At 66.8% G+C, this 22,231-nt stretch carries 20 protein-coding genes; 15 read left to right on the top strand and 5 right to left on the bottom strand.

What is annotated here, in order from left to right; translation table 11 throughout:
- Window positions 1-179 precede the first annotated feature (179 nt).
- The 7 genes from LK459_RS21805 to LK459_RS21775 all read left to right on the top strand — a co-directional run bounded on the left by LK459_RS21805 (window position 180) and on the right by LK459_RS21775 (window position 7,019).
- Window positions 180-1,442: an AAA family ATPase gene (locus tag LK459_RS21805; RefSeq protein WP_227920739.1), complete on the top strand. Its 1,263-nt coding sequence runs from the start codon at window positions 180-182 to the stop codon at window positions 1,440-1,442.
- A complete protein-coding gene (locus LK459_RS21800; RefSeq protein ID WP_007239261.1) occupies window positions 1,432-2,370 on the top strand; it encodes a DUF58 domain-containing protein in 939 nt (312 codons plus the stop codon). Before LK459_RS21805 ends, LK459_RS21800 begins: the two co-directional genes overlap by 11 nt.
- Window positions 2,371-2,378: 8 nt before the next feature.
- Window positions 2,379-3,356, top strand: a complete 978-nt coding sequence (locus LK459_RS21795) for a VWA domain-containing protein (protein ID WP_007239260.1) — start codon at window positions 2,379-2,381, stop codon at window positions 3,354-3,356.
- A 61-nt stretch (window positions 3,357-3,417) separates the two neighbouring features.
- Window positions 3,418-4,155, top strand: a complete 738-nt coding sequence (gene fabG1, locus LK459_RS21790; protein WP_227920738.1) for a 3-oxoacyl-ACP reductase FabG1 — start codon at window positions 3,418-3,420, stop codon at window positions 4,153-4,155.
- An 83-nt stretch (window positions 4,156-4,238) separates the two neighbouring features.
- Window positions 4,239-5,075 carry an NADH-dependent enoyl-ACP reductase InhA gene (gene inhA, locus LK459_RS21785; RefSeq protein WP_007239258.1) on the top strand — a complete coding sequence of 279 codons (837 nt, stop codon included), beginning with the start codon at window positions 4,239-4,241 and terminating at the stop codon, window positions 5,073-5,075.
- Window positions 5,072-6,235: a ferrochelatase gene (locus LK459_RS21780; protein ID WP_227923948.1), complete on the top strand. Its 1,164-nt coding sequence runs from the start codon at window positions 5,072-5,074 to the stop codon at window positions 6,233-6,235. The genes inhA and LK459_RS21780 overlap by 4 nt, the downstream gene beginning before the upstream one ends.
- A 13-nt stretch (window positions 6,236-6,248) precedes the next feature.
- A complete protein-coding gene (locus LK459_RS21775) occupies window positions 6,249-7,019 on the top strand; it encodes a methyltransferase domain-containing protein (RefSeq protein WP_227920736.1) in 771 nt (256 codons plus the stop codon).
- A 42-nt stretch (window positions 7,020-7,061) separates the two neighbouring features.
- On the opposite strand, the gene LK459_RS21770 is transcribed toward LK459_RS21775, so the two are convergent.
- Window positions 7,062-7,856 carry a hypothetical protein gene (locus LK459_RS21770; RefSeq protein WP_039994124.1) on the bottom strand — a complete coding sequence of 265 codons (795 nt, stop codon included), beginning with the start codon at window positions 7,854-7,856 and terminating at the stop codon, window positions 7,062-7,064.
- Window positions 7,857-7,964: 108 nt separating this feature from the next.
- Between LK459_RS21770 and LK459_RS21765 the strand changes: the two genes are divergently transcribed.
- Genes LK459_RS21765 through LK459_RS21755 form a run of 3 tightly spaced genes read left to right on the top strand, consistent with a single transcriptional unit; the run spans window position 7,965 to window position 10,514 of the window.
- A complete protein-coding gene (locus LK459_RS21765; protein ID WP_227920734.1) occupies window positions 7,965-8,795 on the top strand; it encodes a DUF3097 domain-containing protein in 831 nt (276 codons plus the stop codon).
- A gap of 60 nt (window positions 8,796-8,855) precedes the next feature.
- On the top strand, window positions 8,856-9,284 hold the full coding sequence (locus LK459_RS21760; RefSeq protein WP_227920728.1) for an NfeD family protein: 429 nt from the start codon (window positions 8,856-8,858) through the stop codon (window positions 9,282-9,284).
- The gene (locus LK459_RS21755; protein WP_227920726.1) at window positions 9,285-10,514 is read left to right on the top strand and encodes an SPFH domain-containing protein; all 1,230 of its coding nucleotides are present in this window, start codon (window positions 9,285-9,287) and stop codon (window positions 10,512-10,514) included.
- Window positions 10,515-10,538: 24 nt separating this feature from the next.
- On the opposite strand, the gene LK459_RS21750 is transcribed toward LK459_RS21755, so the two are convergent.
- Window positions 10,539-11,249, bottom strand: coding sequence for a TVP38/TMEM64 family protein (locus LK459_RS21750; protein ID WP_227920724.1), 711 nt, complete (start codon window positions 11,247-11,249; stop codon window positions 10,539-10,541).
- A gap of 144 nt (window positions 11,250-11,393) precedes the next feature.
- Here LK459_RS21750 and LK459_RS21745 point away from each other — a divergent pair, with 144 nt between their 5' ends.
- The 4 genes from LK459_RS21745 (at window position 11,394) to LK459_RS21730 (ending at window position 17,918) form a co-directional block, all read left to right on the top strand.
- Window positions 11,394-13,328: a methylmalonyl-CoA mutase family protein gene (locus tag LK459_RS21745; protein ID WP_227920722.1), complete on the top strand. Its 1,935-nt coding sequence runs from the start codon at window positions 11,394-11,396 to the stop codon at window positions 13,326-13,328.
- Window positions 13,325-15,622, top strand: coding sequence for a methylmalonyl-CoA mutase (gene scpA / locus LK459_RS21740; protein WP_227920720.1), 2,298 nt, complete (start codon window positions 13,325-13,327; stop codon window positions 15,620-15,622). The genes LK459_RS21745 and scpA overlap by 4 nt, the downstream gene beginning before the upstream one ends.
- Before the next feature lie 16 nt (window positions 15,623-15,638).
- The gene (gene meaB / locus LK459_RS21735; protein ID WP_227920718.1) at window positions 15,639-16,631 is read left to right on the top strand and encodes a methylmalonyl Co-A mutase-associated GTPase MeaB; all 993 of its coding nucleotides are present in this window, start codon (window positions 15,639-15,641) and stop codon (window positions 16,629-16,631) included.
- A 93-nt stretch (window positions 16,632-16,724) separates the two neighbouring features.
- Window positions 16,725-17,918 carry a lipase family protein gene (locus LK459_RS21730; protein WP_227920716.1) on the top strand — a complete coding sequence of 398 codons (1,194 nt, stop codon included), beginning with the start codon at window positions 16,725-16,727 and terminating at the stop codon, window positions 17,916-17,918.
- Between the two features lie 101 nt (window positions 17,919-18,019).
- On the opposite strand, the gene LK459_RS21725 is transcribed toward LK459_RS21730, so the two are convergent.
- Genes LK459_RS21725 through LK459_RS21715 form a run of 3 tightly spaced genes read right to left on the bottom strand, consistent with a single transcriptional unit; the run spans window position 18,020 to window position 20,465 of the window.
- Window positions 18,020-18,997: an ABC transporter substrate-binding protein gene (locus LK459_RS21725; protein ID WP_227920714.1), complete on the bottom strand. Its 978-nt coding sequence runs from the start codon at window positions 18,995-18,997 to the stop codon at window positions 18,020-18,022.
- A 57-nt stretch (window positions 18,998-19,054) separates the two neighbouring features.
- The gene (locus LK459_RS21720; RefSeq protein ID WP_227920712.1) at window positions 19,055-19,768 is read right to left on the bottom strand and encodes an SDR family oxidoreductase; all 714 of its coding nucleotides are present in this window, start codon (window positions 19,766-19,768) and stop codon (window positions 19,055-19,057) included.
- Window positions 19,761-20,465: an isochorismatase family protein gene (locus tag LK459_RS21715; protein WP_227920710.1), complete on the bottom strand. Its 705-nt coding sequence runs from the start codon at window positions 20,463-20,465 to the stop codon at window positions 19,761-19,763. The genes LK459_RS21720 and LK459_RS21715 overlap by 8 nt, the downstream gene beginning before the upstream one ends.
- 23 nt (window positions 20,466-20,488) lie before the next feature.
- On the opposite strand from LK459_RS21715, the gene LK459_RS21710 reads away from it, so the two are divergent.
- Window positions 20,489-22,066 (top strand): (2,3-dihydroxybenzoyl)adenylate synthase, encoded by a 1,578-nt coding sequence (locus tag LK459_RS21710; RefSeq protein ID WP_227920708.1) that lies wholly within the window; start codon window positions 20,489-20,491, stop codon window positions 22,064-22,066.
- Window positions 22,067-22,231: the final 165 nt, after the last annotated feature.

Here is a 22,231-nt window from a genome sequence, read left to right as displayed (position 1 = left end):
TCCAGGCGCTGATGCGACGACGTCGGCACGACCTTCTTGGCGCGTTTTCAGGACGCACGGCTAGGCTGGCAGCCAACCATGCCGGCACTCGATCGAGCCCTCGCGCGCGGACAGTGTCGACGGACGTGCACCGTGCAAGCCCGGCTGCGCCGGGAACGGACGAACTTTAGGAGTAGGGGTTGACCTCTTCGCATCCGAACACCGAGCCGGCGCAGGACGCGTCGAACGCGGGCGGGGGAGCGGTGACGCTCAGCGACGACGACGTGAAGCTCGTGGAACGGGCGATTTATGAGGTCAAGCGTGTCATCGTCGGCCAGGATCAGCTCGTCGAACGCATTCTCGTCGGACTCCTCGCACGCGGTCACATTCTCCTCGAGGGCGTGCCGGGTGTCGCAAAGACCCTCGCGGTCGAGACCTTCGCGAAGGTCATCGGCGGCACGTTCTCCCGCGTGCAGTTCACGCCCGACCTCGTACCAACGGATCTGTTGGGCACGCGCATCTATCGTCAGGGGCGTGAGGAGTTCGACACCGAACTCGGACCCGTCGTCGCCAATTTCCTGCTCGCCGACGAGATCAACCGTGCGCCCGCGAAGGTGCAGTCGGCCCTGCTGGAGGTCATGGCCGAAAGGCACGTGTCGATCGGCGGCACCACCTACCCCATGCCGGATCCGTTCCTGGTCATGGCGACCCAGAACCCCATCGAGAACGAAGGCGTCTATCCGCTGCCCGAAGCGCAGCGCGACCGCTTCCTGTTCAAGATCCTCGTCGACTATCCCTCGGTCGAGGAGGAGCGAGAGATCGTCTACCGGATGGGTAACGTGCCGCCGAGTGCTGCACAGATTCTCGACCCGGAGACGACTATCCGGCTTCAGGAGACCGCAGCCAACGTCTTCGTGCACCACGCGCTGGTCGACTACGTCGTCCGTGTCATCAACGCCACCCGACGCCCAGCTGAGCTCGGGCTGCACGACGTCGACTCCTGGCTGTCGTACGGCGCGTCTCCGCGTGCGACCCTGGGTATCGTCGCCGCCGCTCGGGCGCTCGCGCTCGTGCGCGGCCGTGACTACGTCATCCCGGCCGACATCGTCGAACTCATCCCCGACGTGCTCCGCCACCGACTCGTGCTCAGCTACGACGCCCTGGCTGACGAAGTGACCGCCGACCAGATCATCAACCGCATCCTGCAGACCATCGGCCTGCCCCAGGTCGGGACACAGCCCGTGCAACCGGCTGCGGGTCCGCCGGTTCAGACAATGCCGGGCCAGCAGGCGCCGGGGCCGCTCGGAGCCGGTCCCCAAGCGCCCGGTCCCCAAGCGTCCGGACCGCACACCGCCGGCCCCAACGGCACGCCGGCACCGGGACAGAACAAGCAGGTGAACGGTGCCCAGCAGGGTCGTTACCCGGGCCAGGCCAACCAGACGTCAGCGCGGTATGGCGGCTAACAGCTCTCTGCCATCGCTTGATTCGGGACTCCTCGACGAACCGCAGCTGTCTGCTGCGCTCAAGTCGTTGGAGTTGACCGTTCGTCGCAAGCTCGACGGTGTCCTGCAGGGCGAACACCAGGGTCTGATCCCCGGGCCCGGTTCCGAGCCGGGGGAGGCTCGCCCATACCAACCCGGCGACGACATCCGTCGGATGGAGTGGTCGGTCACCGCCCGTACGACGCAGCCGCACGTACGTCAGATGATCGCCGACCGCGAGCTCGAGACGTGGCTCGTCGTCGACGCCTCCGCCAGCCTCGACTTCGGGACCGTGGATCACACCAAGCGCGAACTCGCCGTCGCGGCGTCGTCGGCCATCGTGCACCTGACCTCGGGCGGCGGAAACCGCCACGGCGCCATCGTGTGCACGGGAGACAAGATCGTCCGGGTGCCGGCGCACGCGGGGCGCGCCCACGACCTGAGCCTGCTCAAGGCGATCGCGACCACACGCCGCGCGGCGCCGGGAGTCCGCGGCGACCTCAAGGCCGGACTCGAAGCGTTGCGTCGACCGCAGCGCCGACGCGGATTGGCCGTCGTGATCAGCGACTTCCTCGGACCGATCGACTGGGAGCGCTCGTTGCGCGCGATCGGCGCCCATCACGAGCTGTTGGCCATCGAAGTCCTCGATCCCCGCGACCTCGACCTCCCGCCCATCGGCGACGTCACTCTCGCCGACGCCGAGTCGGGTGAGATCCGACAGGTGACGATCACCGACAAGCTGCGCCGCGACTTCGCCGACGCCGCACGCGCACATCAGCAGCAGGTGCACCGCACCATCCGCAGTTGTGGTGGCCCCGTGCTCTCGTTGCGCACCGACCGCGACTGGATCAACGACATGGTGAAGTTCGTCGGACGCCGTCGCCGCGGACTCGCCGCCGGGGTGGGGTGAGGACGGCAGTGTTCTCGCACCCCTGGTGGTTGCTCGCGCTCGTCCTCGTGGCCGCGCTCGCCGTCGGCTACTGGTACATGCTGCGCATGCGACGTCAACGCGCGTTGCAGTTCGCCAACACGGAGATGCTCGATCGGCTCGTGCCCGCGGAGCCGCGGTGGAGGCGCTGGCTACGACACGCCCCGATGGTTGCGCTGCTGTTGGCGCTGGTGTTGCTCGTGGTCGCGGTCGCCGGGCCGCAGGCCAACCGCAAGATCCCGCGCAACAAGGCGACGGTCATCCTGGTGATGGATGTGTCGCGGTCGATGAATGCGACCGATGTCGCGCCATCGCGCATCAAGGCTGCCCAATCCGCCGCGAAGCAGTTCGCCGACAACCTCACCGACGGCATCAACCTCGGTCTGATCTCGTTCGCGGGTACGGCGTCGACCCTGGTGACCCCGACCCCGAATCACGACGCGACGAAGCAGGCCGTCGACAAACTCCAACTCGCCGACAAGACGGCCACCGGTGAGGGAATCTTCGCCGCGCTGCAGCAGATCCAGACACTCAACGCCGTCCTGGGCGGCAACGACGGTGCGCCGCCTGCCCGCATCGTGCTGCTCTCCGACGGCAAAGAGACCGTGCCGGACGACCCCGACGATCCGCGCGGCGGGTTCACTGCTGCGCGTAAGGCCAAGGAGGAACAGGTCCCCGTCTCCACCATCTCTTTCGGCACGTCCACCGGAACCGTCGACCTCGAGGGTGATCAGGTCCCGGTTCCCGTCGACGACGACTCGCTGCGGAAGATCGCCAACCTCAGTGGCGGCAGATTCTTCACGGCGTCGAGTCTCGACGAGCTGAACAAGGTCTACAGCACCCTGCAGGAGGAGATCGGCTACGAGTACCGCAAGGGTGACGACTCGTGGCCCTGGTTGCTCGCGGGCACGATCTTCGTCATCCTCGCCGCGGGCGGAGCGATGCTCATCAACCAGCGATTACCCTGAGCAGCCGACCCGCCGACCCTGCCAACGTCGCACGCATTCTCACCGGATAGGTTTGTTACCCATGTCGCAGAGCAATGAATCTCGCAGCCGTGCCTCGCGCTCAGTACTCGTCACCGGAGGTAACCGCGGCATCGGTCTCGCGGTCGCCCGACGGTTGGTTGCCGACGGCCACAAGGTCGCCGTGACGCATCGCGGCTCGGGAGCCCCCGAGGGCCTGTTCGGGGTGACCTGCGACGTGACGGACACGGTATCCGTCGACGCCGCGTTCAAAGAGGTCGCCGAACACCAGGGGCCGGTCGAGGTCGTGGTCTCCAACGCCGGCATCACCGCCGACACCCTGCTCATGCGCATGAGCGTCGACAGCTTCGAGGACGTCGTCGACGCCAATCTGACGGGCGCGTTCCGCGTGACCAAGGCCGCGACCCGCGACATGCTGCGCAAGCGCTGGGGCCGCTTCATCTACCTCGGATCGGTCGTCGCACTCATGGGGACCCCGGGACAGGCGAACTATGCGGCGTCGAAGGCCGGACTCGTGGGTCTCGCCCGTTCGGTGACCCGCGAACTCGGTGGGCGCAACATCACCGCGAATGTCGTCGCGCCGGGCTTGATCGACACGGACATGACGCGGTCCCTTCCCGAGGAGTACACCAAGACGGCCGTCGACCAGGCGATCCCGGCCAAGCGCATGGGCCAGCCCGAAGAGGTGGCCGCCGTCGTCAGTTTCCTCGCGTCCGACGACTCCGCGTACGTCACCGGAAACGTGATCAACGTGGACGGCGGCCTCGGCATGGGCCACTAGGCCGTTCACCGTCCGATCCCGCCGTCTCCCACCACCCGTCAGCCGACCACGAGCAACGCACACCCGCAGAGGAGCCCAACACTGTGAGCGGAATCCTGGACGGAAAGACCGTCCTCATCACCGGCATCATCACCGACGCATCGATCGCGTTCAGCACCGCCAGCGTCGCGCAGGAGCAGGGCGCCAAGGTGATCATCACCGGCATCCCCGAGCGTCTCCGGCTGATCGACCGTATCGCCAAGCGCCTTCCGAAAGAGGTGCCTCCTGCGATACCGCTCGACGTCACCGACGAGGAGAGCCTCGGTGCGCTCGCCGACAAGGTCCGCGAACTCGCTCCCGAGGGCGTCGACGGCGTGGTGCATTCGATCGCATTCGCCCCGAAGACCCTTATGGGCCCCGATGCCGTGCCGTTCCTCGACGGTCCGGGCCCCGACGTCGCGAAGTCGTTCGAGATCTCCGCGTGGAGCTATGCCTCGCTGGCCCGCGCCGCGCTGCCCGTGATGAACGAGGGCGGCTCGATCGTCGGCATGGACTTCGATCCCCGCACCGCGCTGCCGGACTACAACTGGATGGGCGTGTCGAAGGCCGCACTGGAGTCGGTGAACCGCTATGTCGCTCGCGAGGTCGGCTACGCGAAGAAGATCCGATCCAATCTCGTCGCTGCCGGGCCCATCAAAACCCTTGCAGCCAAGGCGATCTCGGGGACGGCAACCGACGACGCCAAGAAACTCACCATGCTCAACACCTACTGGGACGGTGCGTCGCCCATCGGATGGGACGTCAACGACCCGACGGTGGTCGGCAAGAGCGTCTGCACCCTGCTGAGCGATTGGCTGCCGGGCACCACCGGCTCGATCGTCTACGTCGACGGTGGGGCCAGCCACAACACGTGGTTCCCGGAGAACTTCCTCAGCGAGTGATCTCCCGGGAATCGACCACGCAAAACAGCGCGGCATTCGACGCCGTGCTGTTCCTCTCGTTCGGCGGACCCAACGGGCCCGACGAGGTGATGCCGTTTCTCGAGAACGTCACCCGCGGTCGCGGCATACCGCGCGAACGCCTCGAGGCCGTCGCCGAGCACTACCACCACTTCGGTGGGGTGTCGCCGATCAACCGGCTCAACCTGGACATGATCGACTCGTTACGCGCCGAACTCGCACGCAGGGGCCGCGACCTGCCGGTCTACTTCGGTAACCGCAACTGGGAGCCGATGGTCGAGGACACCGTTGCGCAGATGTACGCCGACGGCCACCGGCGCGTCCTCGTGTTCCCGACGTCGGCATGGGGCGGTTACTCCGGGTGCCGCCAGTACCACGAGGACATCGGACGCGCCCTCGCTGCACTGGTCGAGCGGATACCCGGCGTCGCCGACGATCCGCTGCTGCTCCGCAAACTCCCGCAGTACTGGGCCGAGCCGGCGTTCGTCGAGGCAGGCAGAGATGCCGTCCGGCGCGCGGTGGCGGCGCTGCCGCAGTCGGAAATGCCCGCGCACCTCGTCTACACCGCGCACTCGGTGCCGATGTCGGCCGACGCGGCGTCGGGGCCGATCGACGCCACCGACGAACACACCGGAAACGGCATTCCCGCGGGCGGAGGGCATCTCTACTCGCGTCAGGTCCGTGCCGCGTCCGACGCGGTCGTCGAGGCGCTCAGCGACGGTGGGTTCGACGACGATCTCGACCACAAGGGCAGCGATACGGCGGTCGATCAGGTCTGGCAGTCGAGATCGGGGCCGCCGCTGATCCCGTGGCTCGAACCCGACATCTGCGATCACCTGCAATCGCTGTCGGCCGCGGGCGTACGTCGGGTCGTGGTGAGTCCCATCGGATTCATCTCCGATCACCTCGAAGTGGTGTGGGACCTCGACAACGAAGCCGCTGAACAGGCCGAAGAACTCGGAATGGACTACGCGCGTGCCGACACCGTCGGCACCGATCCGCGGTTCATCAGCATGATCGCCGATCTCATCGACCGCTACGCCGACGGCGGGGGCGACCTCCGCGCACTCGGCTGCGCCGACAACGGCGCGACGTGCCGCCCGAACTGTTGCGTTCCACCGCGTCGTCCGCAGCGTCACTGAGCGGCCCGTCGACATGCCAGACGAGCGGGGTACCGAATCGTTCGATGCATTACTCGACGTCGGTGCCCGGGCCGACGTATCCGGATGGGATTTCTCCTGGCTCGACGGACGGGCCACCGAGGAGCGTCCGCCGTGGGGATATGCCCGGGCGATGTCTGATCGCCTTGCCGGGGCCGAGGCTTCGCTCGACCTCCAGACGGGCGGAGGGGAGGTACTCGCTGCAGCCGCCCGTTACCCGGCGACGGCCGTGGCAACCGAATCCTGGCCGCCCAACGTCGCACACGCCACCCGCCTCCTACACCCGAGAGGTGTGGCGGTCGTGGCGGCACCCGACGAACCGCCGTTTCCGTTCGGCGACAAAGCATTCGACCTCGTGACCAGTCGCCACCCGGCATCTGTCTGGTGGAACGAGATCAGTCGGGTGCTCGTTCCCGGCGGAACGTACTTCGCTCAGCACGTCGGACCGGCCAGCGGCTTCGAACTGATCGAATTCTTCCTCGGACCACAACCGGACACGCGGCGAGACAGGGATCCCGCGGACGAGGTGCGGGCAGCGGAAGCGGCGGGACTCGAGATCGTCGACCTTCGCACCGCTCGACTCCGCATCGAGATCCACGACGTCGCGGCGGTCGTCTACCTGCTCCGCAAGCTCGTGTGGTGGGTGCCAGGGTTCACTGTCGACAGCTATCGTGACCGCTTGCGCGCTCTGCAGGATCAGATCGATGACAAGGGACCGTTCGTCGCACACTCGACGCGCCATCTCATCGAGGCACGTCGACGCTGAACCCCGGCCTCGTCGGACCGAGCGCTCCACATCCGATGTGGCTCAGGGGATGATCGGCAGGTACTCGGAGATGACCCGGTTGACCGCGGCGCCGCGCGCGGCGCGTGCAAGTGCGACGAGTCGGCGCAATTCGCTGTCGCCGGAATGCAATTCGTTCGACGTGGAGCCGAAGGTGACGTCGCCGGCACCGGCGACGGTGACGATGGCCTCGATCTGCGCGGCGGTGTCGATCACTCTGCTCGCGCGAGTGTCGTCGTGGGGTGGAAGATCGACCTGATTCCGCAAGGTGAGCGCGCGGACGGAACCGCGCAGATCGGCCGGAGGGTTGCCCGCGCGCGACCCGACCCGGGTCGCCAGGGATGCTGCCTCCGATACCGACTGTCGCAGTTGATATTCGACTTCACCGACGGGTGCCGACGGGTCTGCGGGCAGCGCCGACGCGTACCGGTCGACGGTCCACCGGCACGCGTCACCGTCGAGTGCGGGGACGAGGGCCAGCGGGCCGGAGCCCACACCGTCGTCGACCAACAGCACTTCGCCCGCTGCGAAGGCGGCCGACGTGGCCCGTCCGGGAGGCAGGCCGTGCGGATCGCCCGCAGACGGCAGGCGAACCGACATCGCCGTTGCGCCGCGCAGAATCCCGAGAATTCCCAGCACACCGTCACCGTCGGCGCGGGGGTGGTCGGTGCGGTCATCGACGATGTGGCGACCGGCGAACGTCGCGAGCGTGTCGGCGACGTCGTCGGGGGAGCATCGGCCGGCGAGCCACGCCGCCGACCAGCCGCCGAGGGCACACGCGGGCCACGCGCGCGCGACGGTGTGGTCGGTACTGGTCACGAAGAACCACGATACCGAGAGCGGCGATGTCACGCTGCGCGCGTTCGCGTCCCGATCGACCGGCGTGGCGAGGAGACTCCGACCGTGCGGCGACCTACCGTATCGCTGGTGAGCGACGACCGATACGGACGAGACGTACTCGCGACCCCGCGGCGGGCCAAGCCCCGCGCGCCCGAAATCGCGGCCGAACGCGATCTGGTGGTCGAGGATGCGGCCACGGGATTCTGCGGTGCGGTCATCGGACTGGAGAAGAGCTACTCCGGCGATCTGGTGCGGCTCGAGGACCGTCACGGACAATCGCGGGTGTTCCTGATGTTGCCTGCCGCCTTCCTCATCGACGGCAAGCCGGTGACCCTGGTGCGTCCGCGGGCCAGGGGGCCGCAGGCAGCAACGCGGACCGCCTCGGGTTCACGCGTCGTGCCCCACCAACGCGCGCGGCAGGCGCGTGCGAGCCGCATCTTCGTGGAGGGCGTGCACGACGCTACGCTCATCGAACGCGTATGGGGTGCCGACCTGCGGGCGGAGGGCGTCGTCGTCGAAAGTCTCGACGGCCTCGACAATCTGGAGGCGGCGCTGGGACAGTTCGGTCCCGCGCCGCACCGTCGTGCCGGTGTCCTCGTCGACCATCTCGTCGCCGGCTCGAAAGAGGAGCGATTGACCGCCGAGGTCGGTGAGAACGTGCTGGTGTGCGGGCATCCCTACATCGACGTCTGGCAGGCTGTGAAACCTGCGTCGGTGCGGATCACAGCATGGCCGGATGTTCCGCGTGGCGAAGACTGGAAAACGGGGATCTGCGCGCGGTTGCGCTGGGGTACACCGCAAGACGGATGGCGCCGAGTTCTGGCGGGTGTCAAGGACTTCCGCGACCTCGAGGTCCCGCTGTTGCGCTCGGTCGAGGAGTTGATCGACTTCGTCACGCTGACCCCCGGCGACAACTGACCCCGCAATCGGACCACGCCGACGTCCGATTTGCCGGATACGCTCTGGCACAATGAATACATGAGCGCACTGATCTGGCTTGCCGCCGCGATCGTGCTGCTGATCGGAGAGATCTTCAGTGGCGATCTCGTCCTTCTCATGCTCGGAGGTGGCGCGCTCGCCGCGGCTGGAGTCGACGTCGCGTTCGACCCGCCCATTTGGGTCGACGGTGTGGTCTTCGCTGTCGTGTCGATCCTGCTCGTCGCCGTCGTACGTCCTGTCGCCAAGCGCCACATGCTCAGTCGTCCGCGGGTACTGACGAACACCGAGGCCTTGGAAGGCAAGCAGGCGGCGGTGACCGAGCTGGTCGACGGCCGCGATGGACGGGTCAAGATCGGCGGTGAGATCTGGTCGGCACGGTCGATGGATCCCGAAGAAACCATCGAGCCGGGAGAGCACGTGACGATCGTGCAGATCGACGGCGCCACCGCCGTCGTCTGGAAGGGATGAATGGCAATGGAATACGTTGGCTTGGCCGTGGTGATCCTGCTGGTACTGCTCGTCGTGGTGGTGCTGGCGAAATCGGTCGCACTGATCCCGCAGGCCGAGGCAGCGGTGATCGAGCGACTCGGTCGGTACACGCGGACCGTCTCGGGCCAGCTGACGCTCCTGTTGCCGTTCATCGATCGCATCCGTGCGCGCGTCGACATCCGTGAGCGCGTCGTGTCGTTTCCCCCGCAGCCGGTGATCACCGAGGACAACCTGACACTGTCCATCGACACCGTCGTCTACTTCCAGGTGACCAACCCCCGCTCGGCGGTGTACGAGATCGACGACTACATCGCGGGTGTCGAGCAACTCACCATCACGACCCTGCGCAACGTCGTCGGTGGCATGACGCTGGAGGAGACGCTGACCTCCCGTGACTCCATCAACGGGCAGCTGCGTGGTGTTCTCGACGAGGCGACGGGACGCTGGGGTCTGCGGGTCGCCCGCGTCGAATTGAAGTCGATCATGCCCCCGCCATCGATTCAGGAGTCGATGGAGAAGCAGATGAAGGCCGATCGAGAGAAGCGTGCGACGATCCTCGCAGCCGAGGGTCAGCGTGAGTCTGCGATCAAGACCGCAGAAGGAAACAAGCAGAGCCAGATCCTCGCGGCCGAAGGCGCGAAGCAAGCCGCGATCCTCGCTGCGGAGGCCGACCGGCAGTCCCGGATTCTGCGCGCGCAGGGTGATCGGGCCGCGGTGTACCTCAAGGCGCAGGGTGAAGCGAAGGCGATCGAGAAGACCTTCGCCGCGGTGAAGACCAGTAAGCCGACCCCGGAAGTCCTCGCCTATCAGTATCTCCAGCAGATTCCTGAGATGGCCAAGGGTGAGGCCAACAAGGTCTGGGTGCTGCCGACCGACTTCGGGTCGGCACTGCAGGGCTTTGCCAGGTCGTTCGCGAATCAGGGTGACGACGGTGTGTTCCGTTACGAGCCCAACCACGACGAGGCGCCGCCGACCGTCGACGACGCCGAGACCGACGACTGGTTCTCGCTGGCCTCAGATCCCAAGGTGGCGCAGGCGGTCGCGGAAGCCGAGGCCGTGGCGCGCAAGCCTGTCGCACCGGAGGTGACCACTCGCCCCGCCCGATCGTCGTTGCCCTACACGGGTGCCGAACCCGCGTCGACCGACCCCGCGTCGACCGAACCCGGGTCGAAGGCCCAGTCCGAAGAACCGGCATCCGGCAACCAGTGACGGCCCGACCCCTGCGGGGGTCACTCAGTCGGCGTCCGCCTGTCGTCGAACGGGGAGTCGGACGTCGAGGATCAACCCGACGACACCGACGGCGAAGAAGGTCCCGCTGAGCAGGATCAGCAGGGGATTGCGCTGGCCGGTCAACGCGTCGCCGAGCAGGACCACGGCGACAGTGCCCGGCGCTGAGGCGACCACCGATGCGACCAGGTAGGGGAGCAGACGCACCGATGAGAGTCCGGCACACCAGTTCAACAGCCAGAACGGACAGACCGGGATCAGCCGAAGTGAGCCGATCGCCAACCACCCGCGTGCTGCGAGGCGGTTGTCGATGGTCATCACGACCGGGCGATGAAGGAACGGGGTGACGCGGTCGCGTCCGGCCCACCGCGCGAGAAGAAACCCGAGCGTCGCGGCAATCGCGGTCGCGATGAGTGCGCCGACGAGGCCGACCACCGGCCCGAACAGTGCACCGGCGGACACGGTGAAGACGGTGCGTGGGATGGGGAACACGGTGAGTAGCGCATAGGCGATGAAAAAGACCCAGACGAAGACGGGTCCGAGGTTCTCGCCCCAGCTACGCACATGTGCGACCGTGGGCATGGGTACCAGATACGACACGGCCAGCAGCACGCACACTGCTCCGAACGCGATCACCGCGTTACGGACCACTCGACGCCGTGCTGTCCTCTCCCCGGCACCCCGCGGGGGCGACGGCGACACGGTCTCAGCAGGCACCGGGCCACTGTACTCGGTCGTGACGCGTGTTCCCGGTGCGCAGCGCCCGGGTTTTCCGCGGGAGCCGATGCCAGACCGAGCGAGCGATCGGCTAAGGTTCGGTTACGCACCCGACAGGAGCCTCACGGAGGTTAGTCAGACCACATGAACGATCAGCCTGTGCAGTCCGAAGCCGCCGACCTCGACGCCACTTACCGCACGTGGTCGGAGTCTGCAGCGGCGGTGCTCGCGAAATCGCGTCGCGTCGACGTCGACGACCTTCCCGATACCCCCGAAGCACTCCTGTCGACGACGACCGCCGACGGTCTCACCATTCGCCCGCTCTACACCCGTAAGGACGAAACAACCGAGGCTGGCCTGCCGGGGGCGTTTCCCTACATCCGCGGCGCCGACCCGGCCCGCGACGTGACGATGGGCTGGCGGGTGACCGAGCGGTTCGGCGACTCCACCGACTCTCCCGCTGCGGTCAACACCGAGATTCTCGAAGCGATGAACAACGGCACGAGCGGACTGTGGATCGCTCTGGGAGGGACGCTCACGCCCGACGACCTACCCGCAGTGCTCGCCGACGTCATCCTCGACCTGGTACCGGTGACGTTCGACGCAGGTGCCGACGGGATCGCCGCCGCCGAGGCGTTCGCCGCGATCCGCGCTGGGGCACCGCAACCGCCGGTCGCCACCACGCCCACCGCGAGTACGACACATTCGCTCGGCCTGTCGCCGCTGACCGCGGCGTTCAGCGGCCGCCCGAGCGTCGAGGCGGAGCGCGCCACGGCGTTCGCGGCCGCCGACCCCGATCCGGCCGTCCGAGCCTTTCGCGTCGACGGCACCGACTTCGCGACCGCAGGAGCCGACAACGGGCTCGAGATCGCGCTCGTCGTCGCCGCGGCGGTCACCCATCTGCGTGACCTCACCGACGCGGGACTGACCGCGGCGCAGGCCTTGACACAGATCACGTTCGGTGTGTCGGTCGACGACGACCAGTTCGCCTCCACCGCCAAGTTGCGTGCCCTGCGCAAGATCTGGGCCCGTGTCGCGCAGGTCGTCGACGCCAGGGACGCCGGTGGCGCACTGACGCATGCGGTCACCGCGTTGTCGATGTATTCGCAGCGCGATCCCTGGGTCAACATGCTGCGCAGCACGGTCGCCACCTTCGGTGCCGGTGTCGGAGGCGCTGATCAGGTGACGGTGCTCGGCTATGACGCGGCACTGCCTGCGGCGCAGCGGACGTCAGGTCCGACGTTCACCCGACGCATCGCCCGCAACACGCAGCTGCTGCTCCTCGAGGAATCCAACATCGGGCGAGTCCTCGACCCCGCCGGTGGTTCGTGGTTCGTGGAGAGCCTCACCGACGACCTCGCGTCGAACGCCTGGGCCGTGTTCACCGACATCGAGGCGGGTGGAGGTTACCGAGCGGCGCTCGAATCCGGCTGGATCACCGATCGCGTCGGCGAATCGCTGGCCAGACGCGACGTCGAGGTCGCCCACCGCCGTAAACCGGTCACCGGGGTGAGCGAGTTCCCGAACCTCGACGAGAGATCTCTCGGCTCCGACGTCGCCGATGCAACCAACCTCGTCACCGGCACTCCGCGCCTCGCACGCGTCGGTCGGGCGTTCGAGGAACTGCGTGACCGATCGGATGCCGTGCTCGCCGACACCGGCAGACGTCCGACGGTGCTGCTGCTCCCGCTCGGTAGCGTCGCAGAACACAACGCCCGTACCACCTTCGTGGCGAACCTCCTCGCCGCGGGCGGTATCGCGGTGATCAATCCGGGACCGGTCACCGCGGACGACGTCGCGGATCTCGTCGCGGGCGCCGACAGTCCCGTCGCGGTGATCTGCGGCACCACGCGCCGCTATGCCGACGACGGACCCGCTGTGTTGGCCGCCGCTCGGGCTGCCGGGGTCTCCACCGTGCTGCTCGCCGGTGCCGACAAGGAATGGCCGTCAACGGAATCCGACAGCCCTGACGGTTCACTGCGCGTGGGCATCGACGCCGTCGCCACACTGCGCGATCTCTTCGACACGCTGACAGCATCGACTCCTGCGGGGTCGACCACCTCGGGAGTCTCGGCATGACCGACACACAGCACACCACCACCACCGAACACGCCTCGACGATCGGCAGCTTCGCCGACGTCGAGCTCGACGGTTCCGGCGACCCGGTGGCGAAGGTCCACTCCGCAGACGTCGACGAGGCGATCGACTCGCTGGCAGCGGCGAACGGGTACTCGACAGAGCAGGTGGTCTGGAGCACGCCCGAGCACATCGACGTCAAACCGATCTATACCCGCGCCGACCGCGACGCCGTCACCCGTGACGGCGAGCACCCCTATCCGCTGGACTCGATCCCGGGCACCGCGCCCTTCATCCGCGGTCCGTACCCGACGATGTATGTGAACCAGCCGTGGACGATCCGCCAGTACGCGGGGTTCTCCACGGCAGCGGAGTCAAATGCCTTCTACCGCCGGAATCTCGCGGCGGGCCAGAAGGGTCTGTCGGTGGCCTTCGACCTCGCGACCCACCGCGGCTACGATTCCGATCACCCGCGCGTCGCGGGTGATGTCGGTATGGCGGGCGTCGCAATCGACTCGATCCTCGACATGCGTCAGTTGTTCGACGGTATCGACCTCGGTTCGGTCTCGGTGTCGATGACGATGAACGGGGCCGTGCTGCCTATTCTGGCGCTGTATGTCGTTGCCGCAGAAGAACAGGGCGTGCCACCGGAGAAGCTGGCGGGGACCATCCAGAACGACATTCTCAAAGAGTTCATGGTCCGCAACACCTACATCTATCCGCCCAAGCCGTCGATGCGGATCATCTCCGACATCTTCTCCTACACCAGCGCCAGGATGCCGAGGTTCAACTCGATCTCCATCTCCGGCTATCACATCCAGGAGGCCGGGGCCACAGCCGATCTCGAGCTCGCGTACACCCTCGCCGACGGCGTCGAGTACATCCGTGCGGGTATCGAGGCGGGACTCGACATCGACAAGTTCGCGCCGCGCCTGTCCTTCTTCTGGGGTATCGGCATGAACTTCTTCATGGAAGTCGCCAAGCTGCGCGCGGCACGCCTGCTGTGGAGTGAACTGGTCGCACAGTTCGAGCCGAAGAACCCGAAATCGCTGTCACTGCGCACACATTCGCAGACCTCCGGCTGGTCGTTGACCGCACAGGACGTCTTCAACAACGTGGCACGAACGTGCGTCGAGGCCATGGCAGCGACTCAGGGGCACACGCAGTCGTTGCACACCAACGCCCTCGACGAGGCCATCGCGCTACCGACCGACTTCTCGGCGCGCATCGCCCGCAACACACAGCTACTCCTGCAGCAGGAGTCAGGGACGACCCGCGCGATCGACCCCTGGGCAGGCTCGAACTACGTCGAATGGCTCACCGCACAGCTTGCCGAGAAGGCCCGCCGCCACATCGCCGAGGTCGAGGAGACCGGCGGCATGACCCAGGCCATAAACGAGGGGCTACCCAAGCTGCGCATCGAAGAAGCCGCAGCCCGCACACAGGCCCGGATCGATTCCGGGCAGCAACCGCTCATCGGTGTCAACAAGTATCGGGTCGACGACGACGAGGAGATCGAGGTCCTCAAGGTCGAGAACTCCAAGGTTCGGGCCGAACAACTCGAGAAGCTCGAGCGGCTTCGCGCGCAACGCGATCCGGTCGCTGTCGACAAGGCACTCGCCGATCTGACCCGCGCGGCGGCGTCGACCGGCAGCTCCGACGGCCTCGACGACAACCTGATGGCCCTCGCGATCGAGGCGGCGCGCCACCAGGCGACGGTCGGCGAGATCTCCGCGGCGTTGGAAAAGGTCTATGGTCGCCATCAAGCGCAGATCAAGACCATCAGCGGGGTATACCGGCATGAGGCAGGCGACGTGAGCAACATCGATGCGGCGACCGACATCGTCCGACGCTTCGCCGAAGCCGAGGGTCGACGCCCCCGTGTCCTCGTCGCGAAGATGGGTCAGGACGGCCACGACCGTGGCCAGAAGGTGATCGCCACGGCATTCGCCGACCTCGGATTCGACGTCGACGTCGGCCCGCTGTTCGCCACACCGGAGGAGGTCGCAGCGCAGGCAGCCGACAACGACGTGCACGTCGTCGGGGTCTCGTCGCTCGCCGCAGGCCATCTCACGCTCGTGCCCGCACTGCGCAAGGCGCTGGCCGAGGTCGGTCGCGACGACATCATGATCGTCGTCGGCGGGGTCATCCCACCGGGAGATTTCGACGAGCTCTACGAGGCAGGCGCTGCGGCGATCTTCCCGCCGGGCAGCGTGATCGCCGACTCCGCCGTCGAGTTGATCTCCAAACTCGCCGACAACCTCGAACTCGAGCTACCGGAGGTGGCTGCCGGCTGATGGGTGTGCAGATCTGATGGGTGTGCAGCGCCGAGTCGACGTCGATGCGTTGGCCGACGGCGTCCTCGGTGATCGTCGCGCCGACCTCGCTCGCGCGATCACGCTCGTCGAGTCCACCCGGGCCGATCACCGGCGGGCGGCGCAAGAGCTTCTGTTGCGGGTGACGCCCCACGCGGGGAAGTCGTTCCGGGTCGGCATCACCGGGGTACCCGGAGTGGGCAAGTCGACGACGATCGAAGCCCTCGGCATGCATCTGATCGAGCAGGGGCATCGGGTGGCGGTCCTCGCTGTCGATCCGTCGTCCACGCGCACCGGGGGATCGATCCTCGGCGACAAAACCCGGATGGGCACGCTCGCCGTGCATCCCGACGCCTACATCCGTCCGTCACCCACCTCCGGGACGCTCGGCGGTGTCGCCAAGGCGACGCGCGAGACCATCGTGCTCGTGGAGGCCGCCGGATTCGACGTCGTGCTGGTCGAGACGGTGGGAGTCGGCCAGTCGGAGGTGGCCGTGGCCAACATGGTGGACACCTTCACGTTCCTCACACTTGCGCGCACCGGCGACTCGCTGCAGGGCATCAAGAAGGGTGTCCTCGAACTCGCCGACGTGATCGTGGTCAACAAGGCGGATGGCTCGCATCTCACCGAGGCCAAAGGTGCTGCGCGCGAACTGAAGAACGCACTGAAGCTGATCTACCCCCACGACGCGCTCTGGGTGCCGCCGGTGCTGACGATGAGTGCACTGGAAAAGACCGGCATCGACGAGTTCTGGTCGACGGTCGAACGTCACCACTCCGCATTGGTCGAAGCGGGGGAGTTCGACGCCCGACGCAGTCGTCAACAGATCGATTGGACCTGGACGATGGTGCGCGACGAGGTACTCAATCGCCTCGCGGCAAGCCCCGACGTCGCGGCGGTCAGATCAGATGTCGAGAGGCGTATCGCGTCCGGAGACGTCACACCCGCTCTTGCGGCGCAGGAGATCCTCACGGCTTTCGACCGCGCGTGACATCCGGGGCGCGCACCGATCGGACAGTTAGGCCTGCTAGGTTGCTTAGGGTCGCCTAATCTCGGGCGGTCTCTGCGTATGGAAGGCGGTCACATGAGTTCTCAGGCCCGGATCCCGCGACGCCGTGTCGCCGCGACACTCGGAGCGGGTGTGTCGATGCTGTTGGCCCTCGTCGTGGGGCTCGCACTCACCGTGACGTCGGCACCGGCCGCCGCCGCGCCGTCGACTGCGGGCACCGTGCTCACTGCCGAGGACATCACCGACCGACCAGACGCGAAGGTCGCCGGTGCGGGCAAAGTCATTGCGGTGACCTATCTCTCGGCGCAGTCGGACGGCCGGCTCGTCCCGGTGCGCGCCACGATCATGATTCCGGCTGTCACGGCGCCGGCAGGTGGTTATCGCGTACTCGCGTACGGACACGGCACCGCAGGTCTCGGCGACGACTGCACTGTCACCGATCGCATGGGACATCAGGGTCGGTACGACGATTGGCTCGGACCGTGGTTGAAGAAGGGCTATGTGATCGCGGCGACCGAGTACGCAGGTATCGGCGGACCGGGCGTCCATGCCTACCTCGACGGTGACGTCGCGGGTAAGAACATCATCGATTCGGTGCGCGCGGCCCGCGTGGTGACGCCTCGGTACACGAACTCCGAGGTGTCCCGGGGCTTCTTGTCGTCGGGAGGCTCGCAGGGCGCACATGCCTCGTTGTGGGCAGGTCACCTCGCGCCGTCCTACGCTCCCGAACTCACCAACGTCGGTGTGGCAGCGACCTCCCCGCCGGTCGACATCGCCGACTACTTCTCCGTCATTCGACCGGGCGTGCCGCCCGTCGAGGTCCCCGATTACGTGACCTACTTCTCCTACGTGCTCGCCGGGCTGAAGGTTGCCCGCCCCGACGTCGACGTCGACTCCTATCTGACCCCGCAGGGACGCAAGGTGGTCGAGGACGCGCAGACGCTGTGCTACCCGAACCAGGGACGCGCCACGAAGGGTATGAGCGTCGGTCAACTGGTGGCCAGGCCGTTCAACGAGGGTCCGCTGATCCCCGCGCTCCGGTCGGTGACCTCGGTTCCGGAGAAGGGCTACCCGGCGCCGATCCTGGTGCAGCAGGGCACCCTGGACCCGGTCGCGTTCGCTCCGCTGACCCAACAGTGGGTCGACCGCGCACGCGGCAACGGTGTCACGGTCGATCTGCGGACCTATCAGGCCGGTCACGGTGTCGGGGTGTACGCGGAGACCAATGCCCTCGCGTGGTCGCAGGGGCTGAACTGGCCGAAGGGCTAGCCAGACCACGCGAGGTCACACGCACCGAGCGATACAGATGCGAGGAGCGCTCGGCTGGACGTCCAGCCGAGCGCTCCTCGTTGTATGAGCCCGGGTCTATCTCACAGCTTGGCGGCCACGGGGTCGAGTTTGTCGATGACGAATCCCACCGACGGCGCGCTGGGCACACTGAAGGCCGGCTGTGTGTTGTCATCGAGGAAGATCACGGTGCCGTTTTTGACCGCGGGCAGCGACGACCATCCCGGAACACGCTCGGCGACTGCGGGATCGCCACCCGGGACGTAGACCACGAGCAGATCCGAATCGAGAAGGTCGATGCGCTCCGCAGAGATCAACGAGCGGGTCGAGCCCTCCTTGTGCTGCTCTGCGACCTTCGGATTCAGGGTGAACCCGAGTTGTGCGATCAGGCCTGCGGCCGCATCCTCGGTCGTGTTGATCGCGCCGACCTGACCGGTCGGACCGACCTGCGCAAAGGTGAAGGTCTTGCCCATTGCGGCCGGATGCTGGGACTTGAAATCGGCGATCTTCTTGTTGGTCGAGTCGACGAGTTCGGTCGCCTGCTGCTGCTTGCCGAAGATCTCACCCGCGGTGGTGGTGATCTTCTCCCACGTGTCGGCTGTCGCGCCCTTCACCAGGACCGGGATGGTCGGCGCGATCTCGGCCAGCTTGTCGTAGCGGCTCTTGTCGCCGAGGTAGCCGGCAAGGATCAGATCCGGCTGGTACTTGGCGAGTTCGCCGACACTCACCTGCGAGGGGTCAGCAACCTGCACCACTTCGCTGTCGTGCTTGGGCGTCCACTCGAACGACGTGCTGCCCTGGGGCACGAATTCCGCGGTGATCGGCACGTTCAGAGCGGCGAGGGTATCGGTCCAGTCGGTGATCAAGGAGACCACCTTGGTGGGCTTCTTGTCGATCTTCGTGCTGCCGAACTCGTGATCGATCGTCACCGGGGTGAACGATTCCGATGACGAGGACGACGCGTTGTCGTCGTCCGAGGAAGAACATGCTGCCAGGAAGCCGATCAATCCTGCGGTGAGCAGGACTGCGAGTGCCCGCGTGGTGCGGCGCGTGTGTTTCACTTCAATCCAATCGTCGATGACGGTTTTGTCTGGTTCCACAGAGGTGTATATCGCACATCACATGTCCAACGTTGCACCTCCGTCAACGCGCAGGTCGTGCATGGTGATATGACGCGCGGCGTCGGACGCCAGGAACACGACGGCGGCGGCTATGTCCTCGGGAGTTGCGATGCGCCCCAGCGGGATTCCGAGACGGAAGGCCTCGGGTTCCCCGGCGAGTACCCGGTCGTGGGCGGTGTCGTCGGACCACATGCCGCGAAGCATCGGTGTGTCCGTCGAGCCGGGGGAGACGATGTTGACCCGCACGCCCTCGGGCGCGGCGCGCAACCCAAGGCTCCGCGTATACGACGTCGCGGCGGCTTTCGATGCGGCGTACGCGGCCAATCCTGATCGTGGGGTGGCACCGGCATTGCTCGAGATCACCACGACGGCACCGTTTTTTCGGCCGGTCAGGTCGTCGATCGCGACGTCGAGCAGGTTGCGTACCCCGTCGGCGTTGACGGCCATGCATGTGTCCCAGTCGTCGGACATCACGCCCGCCGCCGAGACGACGATGTCGATGGGACCGCTCGAGCTTGCTGCGTGCCACGCGTCGATCACCGCCGCTCGGTCGGTGACATCTACGGTACGAAGATCGTTGCGCGCCAGAATGTCCCACGCATCGACCAGCGCTCCGTCGCTGCGCAGTGCGGCGGTGACGGCGGCACCGATACCTCCCGCGGCGCCGGTCACGACGGCACGCAACCCCGAGAGAGTTCCGGGGTCAGACATGGGTATGGCTCGCGTGCGACGGCCTCACGTCGGTGTCCGAATGTCGACGCAGTGCGTCGGTGTCCGAACGCTGACGCAGTGCGTCGACGACGTTGCGGGAGTTCAGGATTCGTCCGGCACGCTTGCCCACGTAGCTGCACGCCATCTCGTGCTCTTCCCGTGTGAAGTCGGCAACGGCGTCGGCGACGAAGAACGGCCGGACATCCATCATGAAGGCCTCGGTGGCGCTGATCATGCAGCCCATGTGGGCGTAGACGCCGATGACGATCAGCTGGTCGCGCCCGTGGTGAGCCAGCAGGTGTCGCAGATCGGTGCGCTGGAATCCGGAGTACCGCCACTTGGTGACCGTGATGTCGCCGGGTCGCGGCGCCAACTCGTCGATGATGTTCTCGTCGCGCCCGGAATCGAGGCCTCTGCCCCAGAAGTCGGCGAGAATGCCGCGCCGCGACGGATGCTGGTCGCCGGGTTGTGCCGTGTAGACGACCGGCACGCCAGCCGACGCACACGCCTCGCGGATCGCGACCATGTTCGGCAGCGCGGTCGCCATCGGCTCGGCGTGCGTGTCGTAGGCGTCGATGAAGTAGTTCTGCATGTCGTGGATCAGCAGCGCGGCGCGTGCGGGATTCAGCTGCCAGTCAACTCGGGCAGGGAACGGCCCCTCGGGGATCTGATACGGGGTGATCGTCGGGATAGCCACCCCGTTAGGGTAGCCTCACCTCTATGTTCGTGTCTGCATGGCCCCCGGAACTCGACGCAGAATATCGGGCGAACGGCCTGTGGGCCGGGGAGACGTTCGACGACGTGCTGCACGCGCGCGCCGCTGCACCCGACACCGCACGCCGGACAGCCGTGGTCGACATCGACCGTCGACTGACGTACGCAGAGCTCGACGCGCGAGCGGGTCGGATCGCGGCGGGACTCGTCGCTCTCGGCATCGCACCCGCCGATCGGGTGATCGTGCAGATCCCCAACCGCGCCTGCTATGTCGAAGCGGTCTTCGCACTGTTCCGCGTGGGTGCCATCCCGGTGTTCACGCTGCCGGCCCATCGTGAGGGTGAACTCGTCGGTATCGCCCGTGCCGCCGGGGCGGTCGCCGTCATCTCGCCACGTCACGACGCCGGTTTCGACTATGCGAGTCTGGCGGACACCATTGCAGCGCAGGTTGATTCGGTGCGGCACTGGGTCGACGCCGACGACCTCGACGCGATCTGTGTCGACCCCGTCGAGCATCCACGTGCCGATCCCGCAGCTCTGGCCTTTCTACAGCTCTCAGGCGGGAGCACGGGGATCCCGAAACTCATCCCGCGCACCCACGACGATTACCTCTACAGCGTCCGGCGGAGCAACGAACTGTGCGCGGTCGACGCCGAGACGGTCTATCTTGCGACACTTCCGGTCGCACACAATTTCCCGATGAGTTCGCCCGGCATCCTCGGCGCGATGTGCGCGGGCGGAACCATCGCTCTCACCGCGTCACCGGCACCCTCGGTGGCCTGGCAGATGGTGGAGCGCGAGCGGGTCACCATGACCGGACTGGTGCCCCCGCTGGCGCGATTGTGGACCGAGACCGCGGAAGCGGGAACGGACTTCGACATCTCGTCGCTGGAGACCATTCAGGTCGGTGGGGCCCGCTGTCCCGACGAACTCGCGCGCCGGATCGGGCCTGCGCTCGGCGTGCGGTTGCAGCAGGTGTTCGGGATGGCCGAAGGGCTCGTCTGTTACACGAGGCTCGACGATCCGATCGAGGCGATCACCACGACGCAGGGGCGTCCGATGTCGGGTGCCGACCAGATCCGACTCGTCGACGAGAACGGCGACGACGCCGGCTCGGGGCCCGGCTTCCTCGAGACCCAGGGGCCGTACACGATCCGGGCGTACTGGCAGGGGGCGAGTCCGGCATCGTTCGCACCCGACGGTTGGTATCGCACCGGGGACATCGTCGAACTCACCGCCGACGGGAACGTCGTCGTTCGCGGGCGTGGTGGTGATCGGGTCAACCGTGGGGGTGAGAAGGTGTCGGCCGAACAGCTCGAGGAACAGCTGCTGACCCATCCCGCGGTGCGCGATGCGATCGTCGTTGCCGTCGCCGACGAGTATCTGGGCGAGCGGACGTGCGCCTACCTGATCCCCGACGATGTCGACGATCCGCCGGATCTCGCCGGCATCCGACGGTTCGTACGTGAGAACGGTCTCGCCGAGTGGAAGCTCCCCGACGCCGTCAAGATCATCGAATCATTCCCCGAAACCGGCGTCGGAAAGGTGAGCCGCAAGAAGTTGCGGGAGTTGCTCGCTGGCTGAGCGGGGAGACGCAAGGTGAGCCGCAAGAAGTTGCGGGAGTTGCTCGCTGGCTGAGCGGGGAGACGCAAGGTGAGCCGCAAGATGTTGCGGGAGTTGCTCGCTGGCTGAGCGGGGAGACGCAAGGTGAGCCGCAAGGAGTTGCGGGAGTTGCTCGCTGACTGAGCG

This window comes from Gordonia otitidis, from assembly GCF_020735545.1.
In the GTDB taxonomy this organism is placed as follows: Bacteria; Actinomycetota; Actinomycetes; order Mycobacteriales; family Mycobacteriaceae; genus Gordonia; species Gordonia otitidis.
This window is presented reverse-complemented; position numbering and strand designations above follow the sequence as displayed.